This is a genomic window from Cohnella sp. LGH, from assembly GCF_017671885.1.
GTDB classification, from domain to species: domain Bacteria; phylum Bacillota; class Bacilli; order Paenibacillales; family Paenibacillaceae; genus Cohnella; species Cohnella phaseoli.
The window spans coordinates 2,029,158-2,045,928 of sequence record NZ_CP072117.1 but is presented as its reverse complement, the minus strand read 5'-3'; the positions used below and the strand labels follow the sequence as shown (position 1 = coordinate 2,045,928).

Genomic DNA, 16,771 nt, shown 5'->3' with positions numbered 1-16,771 from the left:
CGAACAACTCATGTTTAAGGAAGGGCAGAGTATCGTATTTATCGGAGACAGCATTACGGATTGCGGCAGGAAGGACGATCCCGAGGGAATCGGCAGCGGGTACGTCAGAATCGTGAACGATTATTTGTCGCTTCTGCTGCCCGACGTGACGCTCCAGGTGGTGAACAGAGGCGTCAGCGGAGAAACGATTCTCGATCTGAAGGCGCGTTGGCAGGAGGATGTCGTGGCGCTTAAGCCCGATTGGCTGTCGGTGTCGATCGGCATTAACGACGAATGGAAGCAGGTCGGCCCGGAGCGGTACAGGGACATGTACAGGGAGCTGCTGCGAGAGACGATCGGCCAATGCGGGTCGTCCCTCGTGCTCATGGAAACGACGATCATCTCGGAAAATCCGGACGACGGCAGCAACGAACGGCTGCAGCCTTATAATCGGATCGTCAGGGAAGTGGCGGAGGAGTTTGGGGCGATTCTTGTGCGGCAGAATGAGCTGTTTCAACGATACTTGCGGGCTCAGCGGGGGAAAACTCTCACCTACGACCAGGTTCATATGAATTCGGCAGGCAACTTGCTCATTGCGCTCAACTGGCTAAGGGCTTGCGGGATCATCTCTTGAATAAGAAGAAGAGGAAGCCGCCTGATGCATGGCGGCTTCCTCTTTTGCATTAACGCTTATCCTTGCTTATACCGGAGCAGATTGTAAATGAGTTGAGCGGCCTCCGCCCGCGTCGCTTGACGCTGCGGAGCGAACAGACGATTGCCGTCGCCCTGCACGAGGCCGGCCTTCGAAGCGGCGACGACGGCAGCTTGCGCCCAGGCCGGGATGTCTGACGCATCGGCATAATCGGCCGCGGTGCCGGAGCCTGCCTCGATACGCAGCGCGCGAGCCAGCATGACGACCATCTCGGCGCGAGTCATCGGCTGCTCGGGAGCGAAACGGTCCGAGCTTCTTCCCGTTGCGATACCGGAGCGGACGGCGGCCGCGATCGCATCGGCATACCAGGCGCCGGGAGCAACGTCGTTGAATCCGGACGCTTCACTCGCAGATGGAAGCCGTAAGGCGCTGACCAGCAGGGCGACGAATTCCGCGCGTGTCGTCTTTCCGGCAGGATCGAACAACGAATCGCTTCTCCCGTTGACGATATGCTTGGCCGCAAGAATTTGCAGTGTTCGATTCGCCCAATGCTCCGCCGGAACGTCGGCGAACGATCGGTCGTACTCGAATAGCGAATAGACGCCCGATCGGAGCAGAAGCGCGCTTACTTGTTTCTTGACGGGGTCCGCGCTGCCGCCGATATATTTCCACGTTCCTTCTTCGTAGAGATAGAGTCCGAGAAGCTGCTCGTCGACTTGATCGGGATCATAGGGCAGCGCGATCGCGATGTCGCCGGACGGGAATGGAAGACGCTGTCCATTCGTGATCAGGGATACGGAGATGTCGTAAGCCCGATCCGCAAGCGTCCAGCGGACGCTGCCGCCATTCTCCGGTGCGGACGTTTCCTTCAGCGGAACGATGCCGATTTCAATCGAGGCGCTTTGCGCTTCCCCGGCTTGCTCCTTCAGCTTTTTCAATACCGCTTTCGGGATGTCCAGCGCAACGCCGCCCAGCCGGACTTGAAGCGGATAATCCCCTAAAGCGGCAAGAGGGAGCCGAGCTTGGGGAGACGATTCGTCAATTGTAACGTAAGCCGTCCCTTGCTTGATTTCGCTGCTCTCGCTTGGGTTGTTAACGCCTGGCGATCCGCCGCTACCTCCGGCGTTAGGCTGGGAGCCTGTTCCCGCAGCGAAGAACAGTGCAATTTCGTTGGACAGGCCGCTCTCTCCGTATGAATCGTAGGCATTCGCCGCGAAGTAATACGTTTTTCCGCGTGTCAGATTCGGCGTTTCGTAGCTTGTCGAAGGGCCGACGTTAATCGCATTCTCGTAAATGCCGGGCGACGTACCGTATTTCACGATGTAGCCGGAAGCGCCGACTATCGCCTCCCAGCTTAGCGCAGCTTTTTGTCCCGAGATCGTTCCGCTCAGGAGCGGAGCGGCGAACGGTTGGTTGCCGAGCAGCATATAGCCGAATTGGGCGGGGGCTTTGCCCGCGCCGATGCCGCTGTTGTACTCGATCCATCCGTTGCGGGAGTCTCCGTGATCCGGATGACTTACGGTCCCATCGCTGTAGTTCGCCAATACGGAAATTCCCAAGGCGGAACCGTCTGTCGCCCGTAATCCTGCCGGAATAAGCTCACTCCATGGCACGGAAATTTCGTAACGCGTCTTATTGGACGCCGAATCGCGGACAATTGCAATTTCTCCGGCGGTAAAAACTCCCTCGGCTTTGCCCGCGATCGCGTGATAGCGGTAGCCGAGCGCCTGCCCGTCGTCGGTTAACCCGAAAGCGAGCTCTGTGTATCCTTTACTGCCGGGAGAACTTCCTCTGTCCGGGTCGATGGCGATTTGAATTCCCGAGCCTTTCCACAGGTCGGCCGGATCTGCGATCGCCAAATGGTGATTGTCCTCGGTTACCTCCATGGCGAAGTAGAAATGGTTCTCGTCCCAAGAGGTGTAGCCCACCGCTTCCAGCTGCTGCGGGGACCAGCGATTTGCGAACCCGGGTTCGATGCTTCTCACCTGCGAGCGTTCGTTCATGCGAAATCCGGGAGCGCTCCATTCGTCCAGATTGCCGTCTACGGTAGGCCGCTGCGTCGCGTACCGGCTGCGCAGTGCCGACACATGCTTGTAGACGGTGATCGGCCTGGACTCGGTTACAGCTCCGCTTTGATCGTAAACCTTGTATTGCAAGCGATGCTCTCCATTGTTTAGGCCCGTTACGGTATAAGCGTAAGGCGCGGTTTCCAGCTCCTGCTCCAGCCGATCGTCGACGAACAGTTGAACTTTCCGGACGTTCGGAATGCCCGTAATATAAGGGGCGGTTGGCAGGTCGGCAAGGGTAAGCTCATATCCGTCCCTAATAGACAGGAAATCGACTGTTTTCGGTTTCTCGGCAACCGGAAAGGACGGACCTGTCGTCACGCTGATTGCCGCCGAAGCGATGCCGACGTTTCCGCTGCGGTCTTCGGCTTCGATCTTATAGAAGTAGGTCGTGTTCGGCAGCATTTCCTCGCGGTCTTCGAAGGAAGCGGACACGGACTCGCCGACCATGTTGGCATAGGCCGGGACGAAATCCGCCGTCGTGCTTCTGTAAATATTGTAGTGCGCGATCTCGTCGTTCGCGTCTGCGGCGGGCGTCCAGGAGAGCCGAACGTAACCGTCCAGCGCGGCGACAACGCCCAGCACAGCCGAAGGCGGCGTCAGATCCGAGGGCAGCAGCCGGGTCGCCCTATCATATCCCGTACCGGTCTGCCATGATGCGAGATCGGTGTACGGTGTGTCGTGGAAGCTTGCGTTGAACCGCAGCGAATCGCTGAAAATGGAATTGCGATCGATCGTCTCGACGCTCGTATCCGGACCGATGTTGAATACGCCGGTGCCTGTCGCCTCCTCTTTAAGCACGATACGATTGTCATGAATGGAGATACCCGTCCATGTGCCGTACGGATTAGCCGCGCTATTGACGGCTACCGTGTTGTCTACATCCACGATGATCGTGTTGTTCGCGACTTCCACGTCGTGCAGCCCTGTGGACAAATCCGGTCTTCCCGTGAAGTTGCCGAGCGCGATTTGACCTCTGCCGTTCGATTGCAGAGCTTGATTGCCTCGGACTTTGTTGTTTATTATTTTTCCTCCGTAATTGCTCATGGTCGTGATGCCGTTGCCTTTGTTATCGTGCGAGTAATTGTACCGCATCGTAATGTTGTCGCAGAACCAATCGATGTTGATTCCGGCTCCGTCGTAGCCCGAACCGGCGTCCTTCATGTTGTATACCTCGTTGAACTGGATGACGGAATCCCGCGAAGCGATGAACCATATCCCCCCTGGACCCCACGTATCCGTCCCTTGGCCGCCGTCGTGCACGACGTTTCTCTCGATTACCGAGTTATGCGCATTTTGCACAACGATACCCTGGCTGGCCGTATGGTGCACGAGATTTCCGGATACCTTGAGATTTCCGTACAGCAGTTGAGAGCGCAGCTCCTCGTTTTTGGCCGTATCCCAGCCCGTCGTCGTGATCCCGTACCAGCCTATGTTGTGCACCGTATTGTTGGAAATGACGATGTCCGTTGCGACCTCTCTGTGATCGGTTCCCGGCACGAGGGCAGAGACGACGATTCCGTTCGTGTTGCCGTCGTAGCTCGCGCTGTATACTTCGTTGCCGTCGATGACGACGTTGCCGTGGGGCTTCGACGAATCGTATTGAATAAGAATGCCGGCCGTAACTGCGTTCCAGGATAGCGTCGAGGACGCGATAATGTTAACGGCCAAGCCTTGTATGATCCAATGGCTTAGATTGTAGCCTGTGATAACGCTCCCGCCTCCGGGGGCGTTCCACGAGATCACCGGCTTGGCGCCCGTACCGTAGGAGGCTACCTTGATCGGAGACTGAGCCGTACCCGACCCGCTCAGAATAAGCGGTTCGTTCCACGCGTCGCCCGCCTTGAGCAGAATCGAATCCCCGGCCCGGAAGACGGCCTGGTTGACCTTATCGAGCGTTCTCCATGCAGTCGCTTCGCTTAGCCCGTCATTCGCGTCGTTTCCGGTATCGGAGCTGACGTAATATGTCGTATTTCCGTCGGATACGACCGGAACCGAGACCGAGAAGACGCTGACCGAATCATAGGTTCCCGTCGCCCTTGTCAGCGATAAGGAGATTTTCCCCGCGGCAAAGGCCGTGTCGACGGCGGATAACAGCTTAACCCCGTTGATATGGAGTTCCAATTGTTTCCCCGCCGCTACGCCTTTAAATGCATACGTCATCCCCGGGGTCAAGGAATATGGCGCTTCCGCCAGCACGGTAGTCAGGCCGTTTTCGACCTTGGCGATCTGCACGGTTCCGCTTGCGGAATATTGCACGACGTATTTGTTATTGGCGTCTTGGTATCGCATTCCGATGCCGATCTTACCGTCTTCCTCCACGTCGACCGCTGCGACCTGAACTTGCACCGCATAGTCGGACCAGGCTTCGTCTCCCGCATAAGCCTCGCCGCCCTGGCTGTCAGATTGAAAGAACACCTGATTCATCGCCAGATTCGTGACGGAGACATTGTCGAACTCGACCGAGGTTGCCCAAGTGGCCAGTCCAATCTTGCCGGAGAGAAACGGAGCGTTATCGTCCGTTGCTGTAAGCACCAGTTCCCCGTTGCGGTAGATTTTGAATTGGTTGCCCGAAGCCTCTACCTTGATCCTCACATAATCGGAGCGATCGAGAGAAGGACCGTCGTAAGCCTTGATCCAATCCTGAACGTCGCCGTTTTGCTTCATTATTCGGATGTACGTGTCGCTCATGTACAAATAATAGAAATGCCGGCTGTCCATATAGCGGAAATCCATCATCGCTCCCGCTCCGACCCCCAGCTTGACGTCCGCTTCGTAGACGTAATCCGTCCACGCGGCATCCCCGGCGACGAGCTCCGAGGCTCCGTTCTCGTTCGTTTGTTTGTACGCATAAGAGCTTCCGTTGTACGCGGCGACCCAAGCCCCTCCGTTATTACTCCATTGGGCAGCGCTTTCATTTTCGAAATCGTCCGAGAAAAGAGTAGGGTTGCCCCCGTTCACGGTCTCCCAATTTCCCTGGACAGGCGTCCAGGCCGCGGCAGCTCCGTTCTCGAAGTCCTCCTGGAACAGCAGGACGTTCGGTTCCGCCGCCGCCTGTCCCGGCAAGGCGATTGGCGTGCCTGTCATGACCAGCATGAAGATCATCATGAGCAGTATGGCGCGATGGTTGAAGACTTTTGGCATGTTGCTTTCTACCTCCGTAATGAAATGTTGTTCGGCTATTGGCCGTTAGCCTACTTAACGTATCATTCGGACTCTTTGAATGGCATGTGTCGAATAGGGGGATTTGCATGTGGTTTTTTATTTTTCGGGGTTGAGGAGGAAGCGTGAGCCGTCCGGAAGCTTAGGCGGAAGCCGCATTTGCCTGCTTGCAGCCCCGCCATGTCTATCGCTTGCTGCCTGATCTGCCGAATAAGTGGATCATCGAGGGCACGATAAGCCCCGTGAATAGAGTTGCGTACAGCAGCAAGCCGATCAGCGCTCCGACGCCGATCTGGACTAGCGTATCCAGCCCCGAGAAGGCGAGCGCGCCGAATGTTCCCGCCATAATCGCGGCTGCCGAGCGAATGATGCCGCCGGTTGTCGACAAGGCGACGGCCATAGCCTCCGCTCTCGGGCTGCGCTGCTCCTCCTCCTTAAATCGCGCCATCAGGAAGATGCCGTAGTCGACGCCAAGCGCGACGGTAATAATGAAGACGAAGAACGAGACGGTCCACGACAACCCGGCATAGCCGAGCACCCTCACGAAGATGTACTCCAGAACTCCCATCGTGATCAAGTAATTCAAGCCGAGCGACAGCAAGAGGCACAACGGCTTGACGAACGAACGGAGCAGGAGCGCCAGCACCGCCGCGATTCCGGCCAGCACGAGACAGCCGGTGCGGGCGAAATCCCGCCAGGAAATCCCGCTTAGCTCCTTGTATTTGGCAGTTACGCCGGTGACGAACGCCTGGGGCTGCTCCAGCCAAGTACGATCCATGCTGTTGAGAACAAAGCTCGCAAGCTCGGGAATCGCATCCATCGCCTCGTCTGAATAGGGATGGGGCTTTAGCAGCAGCTCGAACTTCGCCGTTCGTCCGTCCGGAGCGATGTAGTAGTTGAGCGCTTGTTCTCCTGCGCTGAGCTTAGAACCCTCTTGCTGCGCCGGATTGGCAATCTCAAGCCGCTTCCAGGAGTCGAACTGCGACTGAAGCAGCTGGGAGAACCCCTCCTGCAGTTGCCGGGCGGACGATAAGATGCCGAGCATGCCCTGACTTAGCGGAGTGGAATGAATCGCGATTTCTCGCAGAGCGGCCATTAAAATTTGCTGTTCGCCCTCCAGCGCTCGGATGAGTTCTCCGACGTTCGGGCCTTTAAGCTGTCCGGACACGGTCAACTGCTCCGGCTTCCTTCCAAGCGGGCGAACGGCGCTGCGCACCTCGCGCACGTACGGGAGAGCGGCCAGCTCCGCGCTTACTTGCTCCAGCGCCGCCAGGCCGGATGTGGTTCGCATCGATTGCTTGGCCGTGACCGCGATCGTGACCGGGAACACTTCTCCGGCGCTGAACGCCTTCTCGACTTGCCGGAAGCCGATAACGGATTCCAGCTTCGGATCGATTTCGGACAGGTCGTCGAACGTTCTCTTGCCTTGGAAGAGCAAAGCTAGAGGCGCGAGACAGACGACGGAGACGATCAGCACGAGTGCCGCCTTCTTCATGGAGATGGCGGCCAATTTGTCCCATAGCGGCTTGGAACGAGCAGCAGGTTTGCGGCGAGCGGGCCAGAACGCCGCCTTGCCGAATATTAGCAGCAGCGACGGCGTCAGCGTCCACGCGGCCGCAACCGTAATTAACACGCCGAGCGACACGCCGACGGCGGAGCGGTAAAGGCCGAACTCCGCGGCACCGAGCAGCAGAAAGGCGGCGAATACGGTGCTGGCCGCATATAGAATCGTGCCGCCTACGCTCGTCATCGTACGGACGAGCGCGTCGACCCGGTTGATTTTTCCGCCGCTTTCGCTCTGTAGTTCTTCCCTGTAACGTTGGATCAATAGAATACAATAATCCGTTCCCGCGCCGAACAAAACCGCGATCAGAAAAGATTCGGTGAAATGAGAAATCGGAATCCCCCACTGCGCTAAAGCTCCAAGCAGTCCCTCCGATACGGCGAAGCTGATCCCTATTGTAACTAGCGGGAGCAGCGGGGCCACGGGGGAGCGAAACAGCATCAGAAGTATGGCGAGCACAAGGCCGATCGTCAGCATCTCGGTGCGACGCAGACCGTTTTCGGCGGACTTCTGAAAATCCTGGGACAGCGGCGCGCTTCCGGTCAGCAGCGCATTAGCTCCTTCGGGGGCGGAGGCGAGCATGCTTTTCAAGCGGCCAAGCGTCGCCTGCGTGACGTCCTCGAAGTCGGCGGCGGGCAGATTGACCAGCACAAGACGGGTCGTCCCGTCTTGGCTGAGCAGCCGTTCTGCGAGCTCCGGCTGCGTGAGAGAAGAGACAACGCTAGTTATGCCCAGCTCGGCTTTGCGGTTGTCGATTTCATGAAGCGTTGCATTCAACCAGTCGTTGTCCGACTCGCGCAAGCCTTCGTCCCGGGAGAAAACCAGCACGGCTCCGGAGAGGGAACGATTGCCTGGATCGATATTTTGCAGCAGTTGCGTCGCCTGCACAGAGTCCGCGCTATCCGGCAGAAACCGCTGCTCCGAATGCTTAAGAATCGTCTGCAGGTTCGGCAGCGCGAATAACGAGAGAAGAGCTGCCGCCAGCCAAGCCGCCAGTACGACCCAACGCAGCTTGGCGATTGTCCTTATCCACTTTTCCAATTTGCGGGTCCCTCCCTCAGAGATGTACGGGGCGGACAAGAGGCGGTCTCTTTCGAATGGGGATGCGCACGGGGAAAGGCCGATTCTTCGTCGGCGTCTGGCTTAACGAAGATCAGCCTTTCCGGTGTGACTGCGATTCCGCTTTTGAACCAATCCGATCTTGCCTATAGTATAATTGTACCGTGATCTTCGAAAACGTTGCAAATGAAAGTTACGGAAAGGAGGCTCCGAATGCGTCGACATGCGTTCGAGACGATCTCGCTGGGAGATCGGGCGTTTGTTTTCCGTTGGCGCGAGCCGGTAGAGACCGCCTATCTTGCCGCGCGCGCTTCCGCCATTGCCGGATTGGGGCTGTCTTGGCTGCTGGAAGCTGCGGCGGTCAGCGGAGCGATCGCTTTTTATTTGAAGCCTTCTTGTTCATCGATAGAGGATGCGGCGACGGAATTGATCGGGCTGTGGAACGATTATGAAGCGGTAAATCCGCCGGCCGCCCGGCGGGTCGAATTGCCCGTCGTTTACGGGGGAGAGAACGGACCGGATTTGGAGGCTTGCGCAGCCAGAAGCCGCATGACGGAGTCGCAGTTCGCAGAGCTTCACGCCGCAGCCGAGTACAAGGTGGAGATGATCGGGTTCGCTCCGGGATTTCCTTATTTAAGCGGGCTGGACGAAAGGCTGGAGCAGCCTCGCAGGCCTAGTCCGCGCAAGCGGGTACCGGCCGGATCAGTGGCTGTGGCCGGCGGCCGAACCTGTATCTATCCGAACGAATCGCCGGGAGGTTGGCAAGTCATTGGCCGAACGGCCGTTCCGCTATTTCGGCCGGAGGAACGGGAGCCCTTCCTGCTCAAGCCGGGCGACGCCGTCAGCTTTGTTCTCTCCACAGAGCTGGAGCTGCGGGAAGACGGGGAGAAAAATACTTTCTTCGCTCCGGAGACCCCGGCGCTCAGGGTGCTGAAGCCGGGGCTGCTGACGACCGTGCAGGATGCCGGGCGCGCAGGCTGGCGGGCGTACGGCGTACCGGCCGGAGGGGCAATGGACGCTTGGGCGATGCGCAGGGCCAACCTGCTTGTCGGCAATGAGGAGGAAGCCGCCGTGCTGGAGCTGACGATGGTTGGCGGCAGCTATTTAGCCGAGCGAGATTTGCTGCTGGCCATCTGCGGCGCGGATATATCGCCGCTTGCGGCGGGCGATCCCGTTCCGCTGAACAGGCCGGTATATGTATCCGCAGGCACGGAGCTATCGTTCGGCAAGCTTAGTTCCGGCTGTCGCGCCTACGTGGCGATCGCGGGCGGGATCGACGTGCCGGAGGTTCTCGGAAGCCGCAGCGCGGAGCCGCGAGCGGGCTTCGGCGGCGGCGGTCGGCCGCTCGCGGCCGGAGATGCGCTTGCCGCCGGAGCTCCTGCCTTCCGTGCGGAGGCATTGTTAAGGGCGCTTAGGAAGCAAGCTGAAGCCGCTGACGAGCAAGCTGCATGGAGCTCTGTAAGCTGGCATGCCGCCGACGATATAAGCAGCTTGGCTTGGCCTGGCGGAGAAGGCTTTACGCTTCGCATTGTGCCGGGAGAAGAGTGGGAGGAGTTTACCGAGGCGTCCAGAGAGCGGCTGCTTGACGCCGAGTATCGGGTGGAAGCCTCTTCGGATCGGATGGGCTTGAGGCTGGCCGGCGACCCGTTGATTCGGGACGGAGGAACCGAACTGGATTCGCACAGCGTCATCGCCGGGACGATTCAGGTGCCTTCGGACGGAAAGCCGATCGTGCTGGGAGCGGGCTGTCAGCCGACGGGCGGCTATCCGAAGATCGGGCACGTCATCGGGGCCGATTGGCCGTTGCTGGCGCAAGCGGCGCCGGGCTGCATGCTCGCCTTCGAGGCGGTTACGCTTGAGGAAGCCGAGCAGGCGTGGAGGCGGAGGCTCCGAGAGCATGCGCTGCTGAAAGCCGGAATCTGCCTGCGATTCGCACAAGCCGCGAGTAAAGGAGAAGCGAAATGAAAATAGATTTGAACGCGGATTTGGGGGAAGGCTTCGGCGCCTACGAATACGGGGAGGATGATCGGCTGTTCGACGTCGTGTCGTCTGCGAACATCGCCTGCGGTTTCCACGCGGGCGATCCGCATACGATGCGGGCGACCGTAGAAGCCTGCGTGAGCAGGGGAGTAGCGATCGGAGCGCATCCCGGCTTGCCCGACCGTCTTGGCTTCGGACGGAGAGAGTTGGCGATTTCCCCGCGCGAAGCGGCGGACTTTATCCTGTACCAGGTCGGAGCGCTGTCCGGCTTCGCGCGCGCGGCGGGAGGACGGCTGCGGCACGTGAAGCTTCACGGCGCTTTCTATCATATGGCGTCCAAGGATGCGAATCTCGCCGAGGAGGTTGCGCAGGCGGTGCGGAGCCTGGACCCGGAGCTGCTGCTGTACGGACTGCCGGGCAGCAGCTTGGAGGCTGCCGCCGCGAAGCTCGGCATCGGCTACGCGGCCGAAGGCTTCGCCGATCGCGCTTATTCGCCGGATGGCGAGCTGGTATCGCGGCGATTGCCGGGGGCGGTGCTGGAACGGTCGGAGGACGTCGTTCGACAAGCTCTTGCATTAGCCGGACAAGGAAGATTCCAGACGTTATGCGTGCATGGAGACACGCCGCAAGCGGCGGAGCTTGCCCGACAAATTGCCGAGAAGTTGCAGCAAGAGGGATTCGAAATCGCCGCTCCGCATGCAAACGAGACGAAAAGCGTCGAATAATTGTCGAATGACCGCAGTTTTTCGTGCAGGAAAAGAAGTTGTTCATGTGGAAAATTTAGTATTGATGAATGGGCATTGAAAAGGGAATTCGTCGGAGGCAGTGTATGTGGATTAATCGCACGGAATTGAAAACGGTCTGGACGGTCGTTCTGGCGGCCGTTGCGTTCGCCGGCATCCAATGGAGCGGCGGCTGGCTCCAGACGCCGCTTGATTCGCTCGATCGCTACGCTATTCACCTCATTTTGGAATCATTGGCTTTCGCGGTTTGTTTTGCCTTGCTTATCCTAGGCTGGATGGTATTCGTGCCGACCTTGTGCAGGCACAGACTGATGACGGCGGCGTTGTTCTCGGCGGTCGGGTTGCTGGGACTGCTGCACGCCATAAGCGCTCCGAGCATGCCTTTGTACGAAGGGGCGGTCGGCGACACGCCAAGCGTTCTGTTGGAATGGATCGCCGAATCGACCGGGGCGGTCGGCCTGCTTGTCATTTTCTCGCTCGGCAACGCGCAAGTAAAGCCGCAAACTCGCATTCTGGCGATCATTCCCGTACTCGTTACCGTTGCGGTCGCCGCAGCTTTCGTTTTTCGCGCGGAGAGCTGGAATGTTTCATTGATCGATTCGATCGAACCGTACCAGCAAATCCTAACGCTGCTGTGTTATGCGGCAACGATCTTCGCGCTGCTGTACCGCAATCGGGTCGAACGCCCGGAATCGATGCTTACGATCGTCCAGGCGCTCATCTGGCTGCTGCTGGCCAAGCTGGAGAAAATGCTGGGCAGCGGGCTCGGCTCGCCGCAGGATCTGTTCGGAGAAGGTTTTAAGCTGATCGGCTACTATTTTCTGCTGAAGGGAATTTATTTCGTTCTGATCGAGGAGCCTCACAGAAGACAGAAAAAGGCGGAAGCCCGCATTCAGTATATGGCCTACCACGACGAGTTGACCGCTCTTCCCAACCGCCGGCTATTCTCGGAACGCGTTCGGTCCGAGATGACCCAATCGTACAAGGATGGCAGTCGTTTCGCGCTGCTATGGCTCGACATCGATCGGTTCAAGACGATCAACGATTCGATGGGCCATTCGTTCGGCGACCAGTTGCTCGTCTCGATCGCCAAGCGTTTGACGGCCAACGTGAACAGCCCGGATAACGTGTTCCGACTCGGCGGCGACGAGTTTACGGTGCTGCTGAGCGACATCCGCGACGCGAACGAAGCGGAGGAGGAGGCGCAGCGGCTGGTCAATCTGTTCGACCAGCCGCTGAGGGCCGGCCCGTCCGCCTTCCACATTACAGGCAGCGTCGGACTGGCGATCTATCCGGAAGACGGCCAAACGCTCGACCTGCTGCTGCAAAACGCGGACACGGCGATGTACGGAGCAAAGGAATCGCGCAACGGCTGGAAAAGATATGAGACGAGGATGAATCAGAAGGCCAGGGAGAGGCTGCTGCTGGAGAACGATCTGCGCATTGCGCTGGAGCTTGGGCAATTTCGCCTAGTGTACCAGCCGCTGGTCGATCTTAGCCAGGATTATCTCGTGGGAGTCGAAGTGCTGCTTAGATGGCAGCATCCGCAGAAGGGGGAAATCCCTCCGTCCGAGTTCATTCCGCTATGCGAGGAGAACGGCTTCATTTTGCCTCTGGGGGAATGGGTGCTGCGCAACGCCTGCCAGCAAATGAAGAGTTGGCACGATCTCGGACTGCCGCCGATCGTTCTGTCTGTCAACTTATCGATTCGTCAATTCCGTCAACACGATCTTTGCGCTCGCATCGAAAAAATATTATCGGAGACGGGGTTGCCGCCCCGGTGGCTGGAGCTCGAGATTACCGAGAGCATCATGGCCGATGTCACCTATGCGACCGAGATGCTGAAGCAGCTCAAGAAGCTGGGGGTGCGAATCAGCATCGACGATTTCGGGACCGGCTACAGCTCGCTGTATTATTTGAAGCGGTTCCCGATCGACAAGCTGAAGATCGATCGCACATTCGTGGACGAGGTGCTGACGGATCGCAACGATGCGGCCATCGTGTCGGGCATTTCCGCGATGGCGCTTAGTCTGGAGATCAAGGTGACGGCCGAAGGAGTGGAGAACGAGGGTCAGGTCGCCTTCCTGAAAGAGCTGAAATGTCAGGAGGCCCAAGGCTATTATTTCTCCAAGCCGGTTCCGCCCGATCAGTTCCAGAGCTTGTACGAGCTGGACAAGTCGAAACGGGAGTCGGCTGCTGCTAACGGTTGAAAGATCCGGAAGGAGGCATAAATGTTGTATTTAAGAAAGCTAGAATTAAGGGATAGAAAATGGGTGGTGCGCGTCTTCGCCATCGCTTTGTTGGGCGCCGGTTTTGTTCTGTTTTCGCTTTTCGGAGCCCCGGGGCAGGCGCAAGCCCACGCCACGCTGGAGAAGGCGAGTCCGCAGGCGGATTCCCGGATGGACGCAAGTCCGGATGCGGTGGAGATCGTCTTTAACGAAAGGCTGGACAACGGAGGAGCCAAGCTGCTCGTGCTTAACGAGTCGTCGAAGAACGTCGCCAAGGGCGAGCTTGAGCGCATCGAAGAAGGCAAAGGGATCCGAGTCGGACTGACGAAGCTCGGGGAAGGGCACTATACCGTCTCCTATTCGGTCATTTCGGCCGACGGACACCCGATTTCCGGAGCTTACGTGTTTACGGTGGGCAATCCCGCGCCGCTTGATAAGAGTAAGCTGGACCCGCATCAGCAGGTCGGCCATTCCCACAATCATGGCGGAGCGGGTCTGGGCGCGGACTCCTTCCTGCTGTACGCGGCCAGAATTTTGTATTACGCCGGGCTTCTCGCTGCGACCGGACTGGCGCTGTGGAGCTTGCTGCGCACCATGTCGCCGATCGTTCGCGATACGCATTCCCGGTCGCTTGGCTTAGCGGGCAAATTCGCGTTGATCGCCACGCTTGCTTATGTTTTCTTCAGCCTGCGCGATCTGGGCCAAGGCGAGCCGCTATCCGAGTGGGGCCGCATTTTGACGGAAACGACGATCGGAAGATTGTACATTGCCGAACTGCTGCTGGCGTTGGCGGCTCCTTTGCTTCCTTCGCTGAAAGGTTTCCTGAGGGTGGTCTGGGCTGCGCTCGCGTTGTTCGCGGAAGCTTGGTCGGGGCATGCGGCGGCGTTTGACCCGATTTCTTACACGATATCGCTGGATTATGCGCATCTGGTTGCCGCCGCTTTATGGAGCGGAGGGCTAGTGCTGCTGCTCGCGGTGTGGTACAAGGAGCGGCCCGAGGCGGGACGTTTTGCGCTCGTCTTCTCCAAATGGGCGTTGATTTCGTTCCTCGCGCTGTGGGTGACGGGGATTCTGTCAACGCTCAAATATTTGCCTTCCTTGGAATATTTGCAGTACACCGCCTGGGGCAAATGGCTGATCGCCAAAATCGCCATTTCTCTGCTCGTAGCCGTGACGGCGTTCTTGATCCGGTTGCGCCTGAAGAAGGGCGAGCTTCCGCGCGGGAGTCTGCTGAAGGTGGACATCGGTCTGCTGGCGGGCATCGTGCTCTGCGTCGGCATTCTGACCTATCAGACGCCGCTGCCGGTCAACGAGCCGCTCAGCTATCACAAGATGGGCACGGATATGCACGTCACGCTGCGCATCTCGCCGAATACGCCCGGTGAAAACCGGTTTACATTGAAAATATGGCTGCCCGAATGGGTCGGCAAAGGCGAGGCGAAAAGCGTTCAATTGCGTCTGCTCCCGCTCGATCGGGAAGGGATGGGCTATATCGACGTACCGCTTCAGCCGTACGAGGACGAAGAGCAGGATGCATTTCCGGATTATAAAAAATCGACGTATACGGCGGAGGGGCCTTATCTGCCGTTCGCAGGACAATGGAAGGCGCAGGTCCGGGTTACCGATGCGGAAGATACGGAGCGGGTTGTAGAGACGACGTATCGTATCTATTAGCAATTGTTTCAAAAAGTCCGATTTCGATCACACAGCGCGTAGCGACGGGAGCGGGGAGGGGGAAGCGGGTTGGATAACCGGAGTAAGGACAGAAGAATCAAATGGCTGATTTTACTCATTCCGACGCTGACGATCGGCTTGTGGGAGTATGTCAGGCATGCCTTCCTGCTGCCGTATGTGTCGATGGAGCTGGGTAACCTGTTGGCGCCGTTTATCGTGCTGGCCGTTACCTTGACGTTGGTACGCAGCTTGTTCGCGCGTCTGGAGCAGTCCCAGAAGGAACTGCAGCGGGAGAAGGAAGGGAAGGCGGCGTTAGAGGAACGGGAGAGCTTGGCGCGGGAGCTCCATGACGGAATTTCGCAGTCGTTGTTTCTGCTCGCCGTTAAGCTGGACCAGCTTGACGGGGCGAGCCGGGAGGAATCGGTGCGGGAGCTGGCCAAAGGGCTTAGGGAGACGGTCCGGGTCATGCACGAGGATGTACGCCAGGCGATCGCCAATCTGCGCCTTCCTCCTTCGCCGGAATCGGCCGCGTGGGTCGGACCGCTGCGGGAGCTGCTCGGCGAGACGGCGGAGCTTAGCGGAGCCAGGGCGGATTTTCAGTGGACGATTCCGGATGACGGCTTGACCGATAAGGAGAAGGTGGAGCTTCACGCCTGCGTTCGGGAGGCGCTGGTCAACGTTCGCAAGCATGCGAGAGCTTCGCATGTGTATGTTGTCGGGGAACCGGACGGAGCGGGCGGTTTTCGCTGCCGCATCGAAGACGACGGCGTTGGGTTCGGCGGCGATCCGTTTCAGGCACAGGGGCGTTTCGGCTTGCGCATGGTCAGGGACCGGGCCGGAGCGATGGGCTGGTCGTTCCTGGCCGAACGACGTGGGGAACGGACGGTTGTGGAGCTCGTCAAAAGCGGGAGGAAGGCGAAGAAGGAATGAACAGGGTCGTACGATTGCTGCTGGCCGACGACCATCGGCACGCGAGAGAAGGGATGAGGACGATCGTATCCTCGCTGGAGGAGTTCACCGTCGTCGGGGAAGCCGCCAGCGGCGAGGAAGCGCTTCGAATGACGGAGGAGCTTGCGCCGGATATGATTTTGATGGATATCAACATGCCGGGAATGGGCGGATTGGAAGCGGTCAAGGCGATCAAAACGTCGTTTCCCGCGGTGAAGATCGTAATGGTAACGGTGTCGGACGATGTCTCGCATCTGTTCGAGGCGCTTAAGAAGGGCGCGCAGGGCTACTTGCTGAAAAACTTGAATCCTGCCGCTTGGCGGGATTATTTGCGCGCGGTCGCATTCGACGAAGCTCCGTTGAATCCGGACGTAGCCATGTCGATCCTTCGCGAGTTTGCCGATCGCAAGCCCGGTCACGCGACGGACTCGACCAGGGAGCGGATGCAGGACGGCGGCGGCGGCTTGACGCCGCGGGAGCGGGATATTCTCCAAGAGGTCGCCCGTGGGCAGACGAACCGGGAAATCGCCGCATTGCTCGGGCTGTCCGAGCATACGGTCAAAAATCATTTGAAAAATATTTTGCAGAAGCTTCATCTCGATAACCGGGTTCAGTTGACCCGATATGCTTATGAACGGGGAATGGTCGAGCCGGAGTAGACGAACGGCGATGTTTCAATATTGTCACAATGAGCAGAACGAAATGACTCTTTCGGG

The 16,771-nt window shown here is 58.6% G+C and carries 9 protein-coding genes; 7 read left to right on the top strand and 2 right to left on the bottom strand.

Annotated elements, in window-relative coordinates; genetic code table 11:
- The first annotated feature begins 10 nt into the window (after window positions 1–10).
- The gene (locus J4772_RS08230) at window positions 11–613 is read left to right on the top strand and encodes an SGNH/GDSL hydrolase family protein (protein WP_209074845.1); all 603 of its coding nucleotides are present in this window, start codon (window positions 11–13) and stop codon (window positions 611–613) included.
- 56 nt (window positions 614–669) lie between these two features.
- Here the strand turns inward: J4772_RS08230 and J4772_RS08225 are convergent, their stop codons facing one another.
- Both J4772_RS08225 and J4772_RS08220 read right to left on the bottom strand, forming a co-directional pair.
- Window positions 670–5,841 (bottom strand): S-layer homology domain-containing protein, encoded by a 5,172-nt coding sequence (locus J4772_RS08225; protein ID WP_209074844.1) that lies wholly within the window; start codon window positions 5,839–5,841, stop codon window positions 670–672.
- A 202-nt stretch (window positions 5,842–6,043) separates the two neighbouring features.
- Window positions 6,044–8,464, bottom strand: coding sequence for an MMPL family transporter (locus J4772_RS08220; protein WP_209074843.1), 2,421 nt, complete (start codon window positions 8,462–8,464; stop codon window positions 6,044–6,046).
- A 231-nt stretch (window positions 8,465–8,695) separates the two neighbouring features.
- Here J4772_RS08220 and pxpB point away from each other — a divergent pair, with 231 nt between their 5' ends.
- From pxpB to J4772_RS08190, 6 genes are all read left to right on the top strand, one after another.
- Window positions 8,696–10,447: a 5-oxoprolinase subunit PxpB gene (gene pxpB / locus J4772_RS08215; RefSeq protein WP_209074842.1), complete on the top strand. Its 1,752-nt coding sequence runs from the start codon at window positions 8,696–8,698 to the stop codon at window positions 10,445–10,447.
- Window positions 10,444–11,187: a LamB/YcsF family protein gene (locus J4772_RS08210; RefSeq protein ID WP_209074841.1), complete on the top strand. Its 744-nt coding sequence runs from the start codon at window positions 10,444–10,446 to the stop codon at window positions 11,185–11,187. The genes pxpB and J4772_RS08210 overlap by 4 nt, the downstream gene beginning before the upstream one ends.
- A gap of 104 nt (window positions 11,188–11,291) precedes the next feature.
- Complete coding sequence (locus J4772_RS08205) at window positions 11,292–13,415, top strand: putative bifunctional diguanylate cyclase/phosphodiesterase (protein ID WP_209074840.1); 2,124 nt, start codon at window positions 11,292–11,294, stop codon at window positions 13,413–13,415.
- Window positions 13,416–13,436: 21 nt separating this feature from the next.
- Window positions 13,437–15,107 (top strand): copper resistance CopC/CopD family protein, encoded by a 1,671-nt coding sequence (locus J4772_RS08200; protein ID WP_209074839.1) that lies wholly within the window; start codon window positions 13,437–13,439, stop codon window positions 15,105–15,107.
- Window positions 15,108–15,176: 69 nt separating this feature from the next.
- Window positions 15,177–16,037, top strand: a complete 861-nt coding sequence (locus J4772_RS08195; RefSeq protein ID WP_116062669.1) for a sensor histidine kinase — start codon at window positions 15,177–15,179, stop codon at window positions 16,035–16,037.
- Window positions 16,034–16,714, top strand: coding sequence for a response regulator (locus J4772_RS08190; protein ID WP_209074838.1), 681 nt, complete (start codon window positions 16,034–16,036; stop codon window positions 16,712–16,714). Before J4772_RS08195 ends, J4772_RS08190 begins: the two co-directional genes overlap by 4 nt.
- Window positions 16,715–16,771 lie beyond the last annotated feature (57 nt).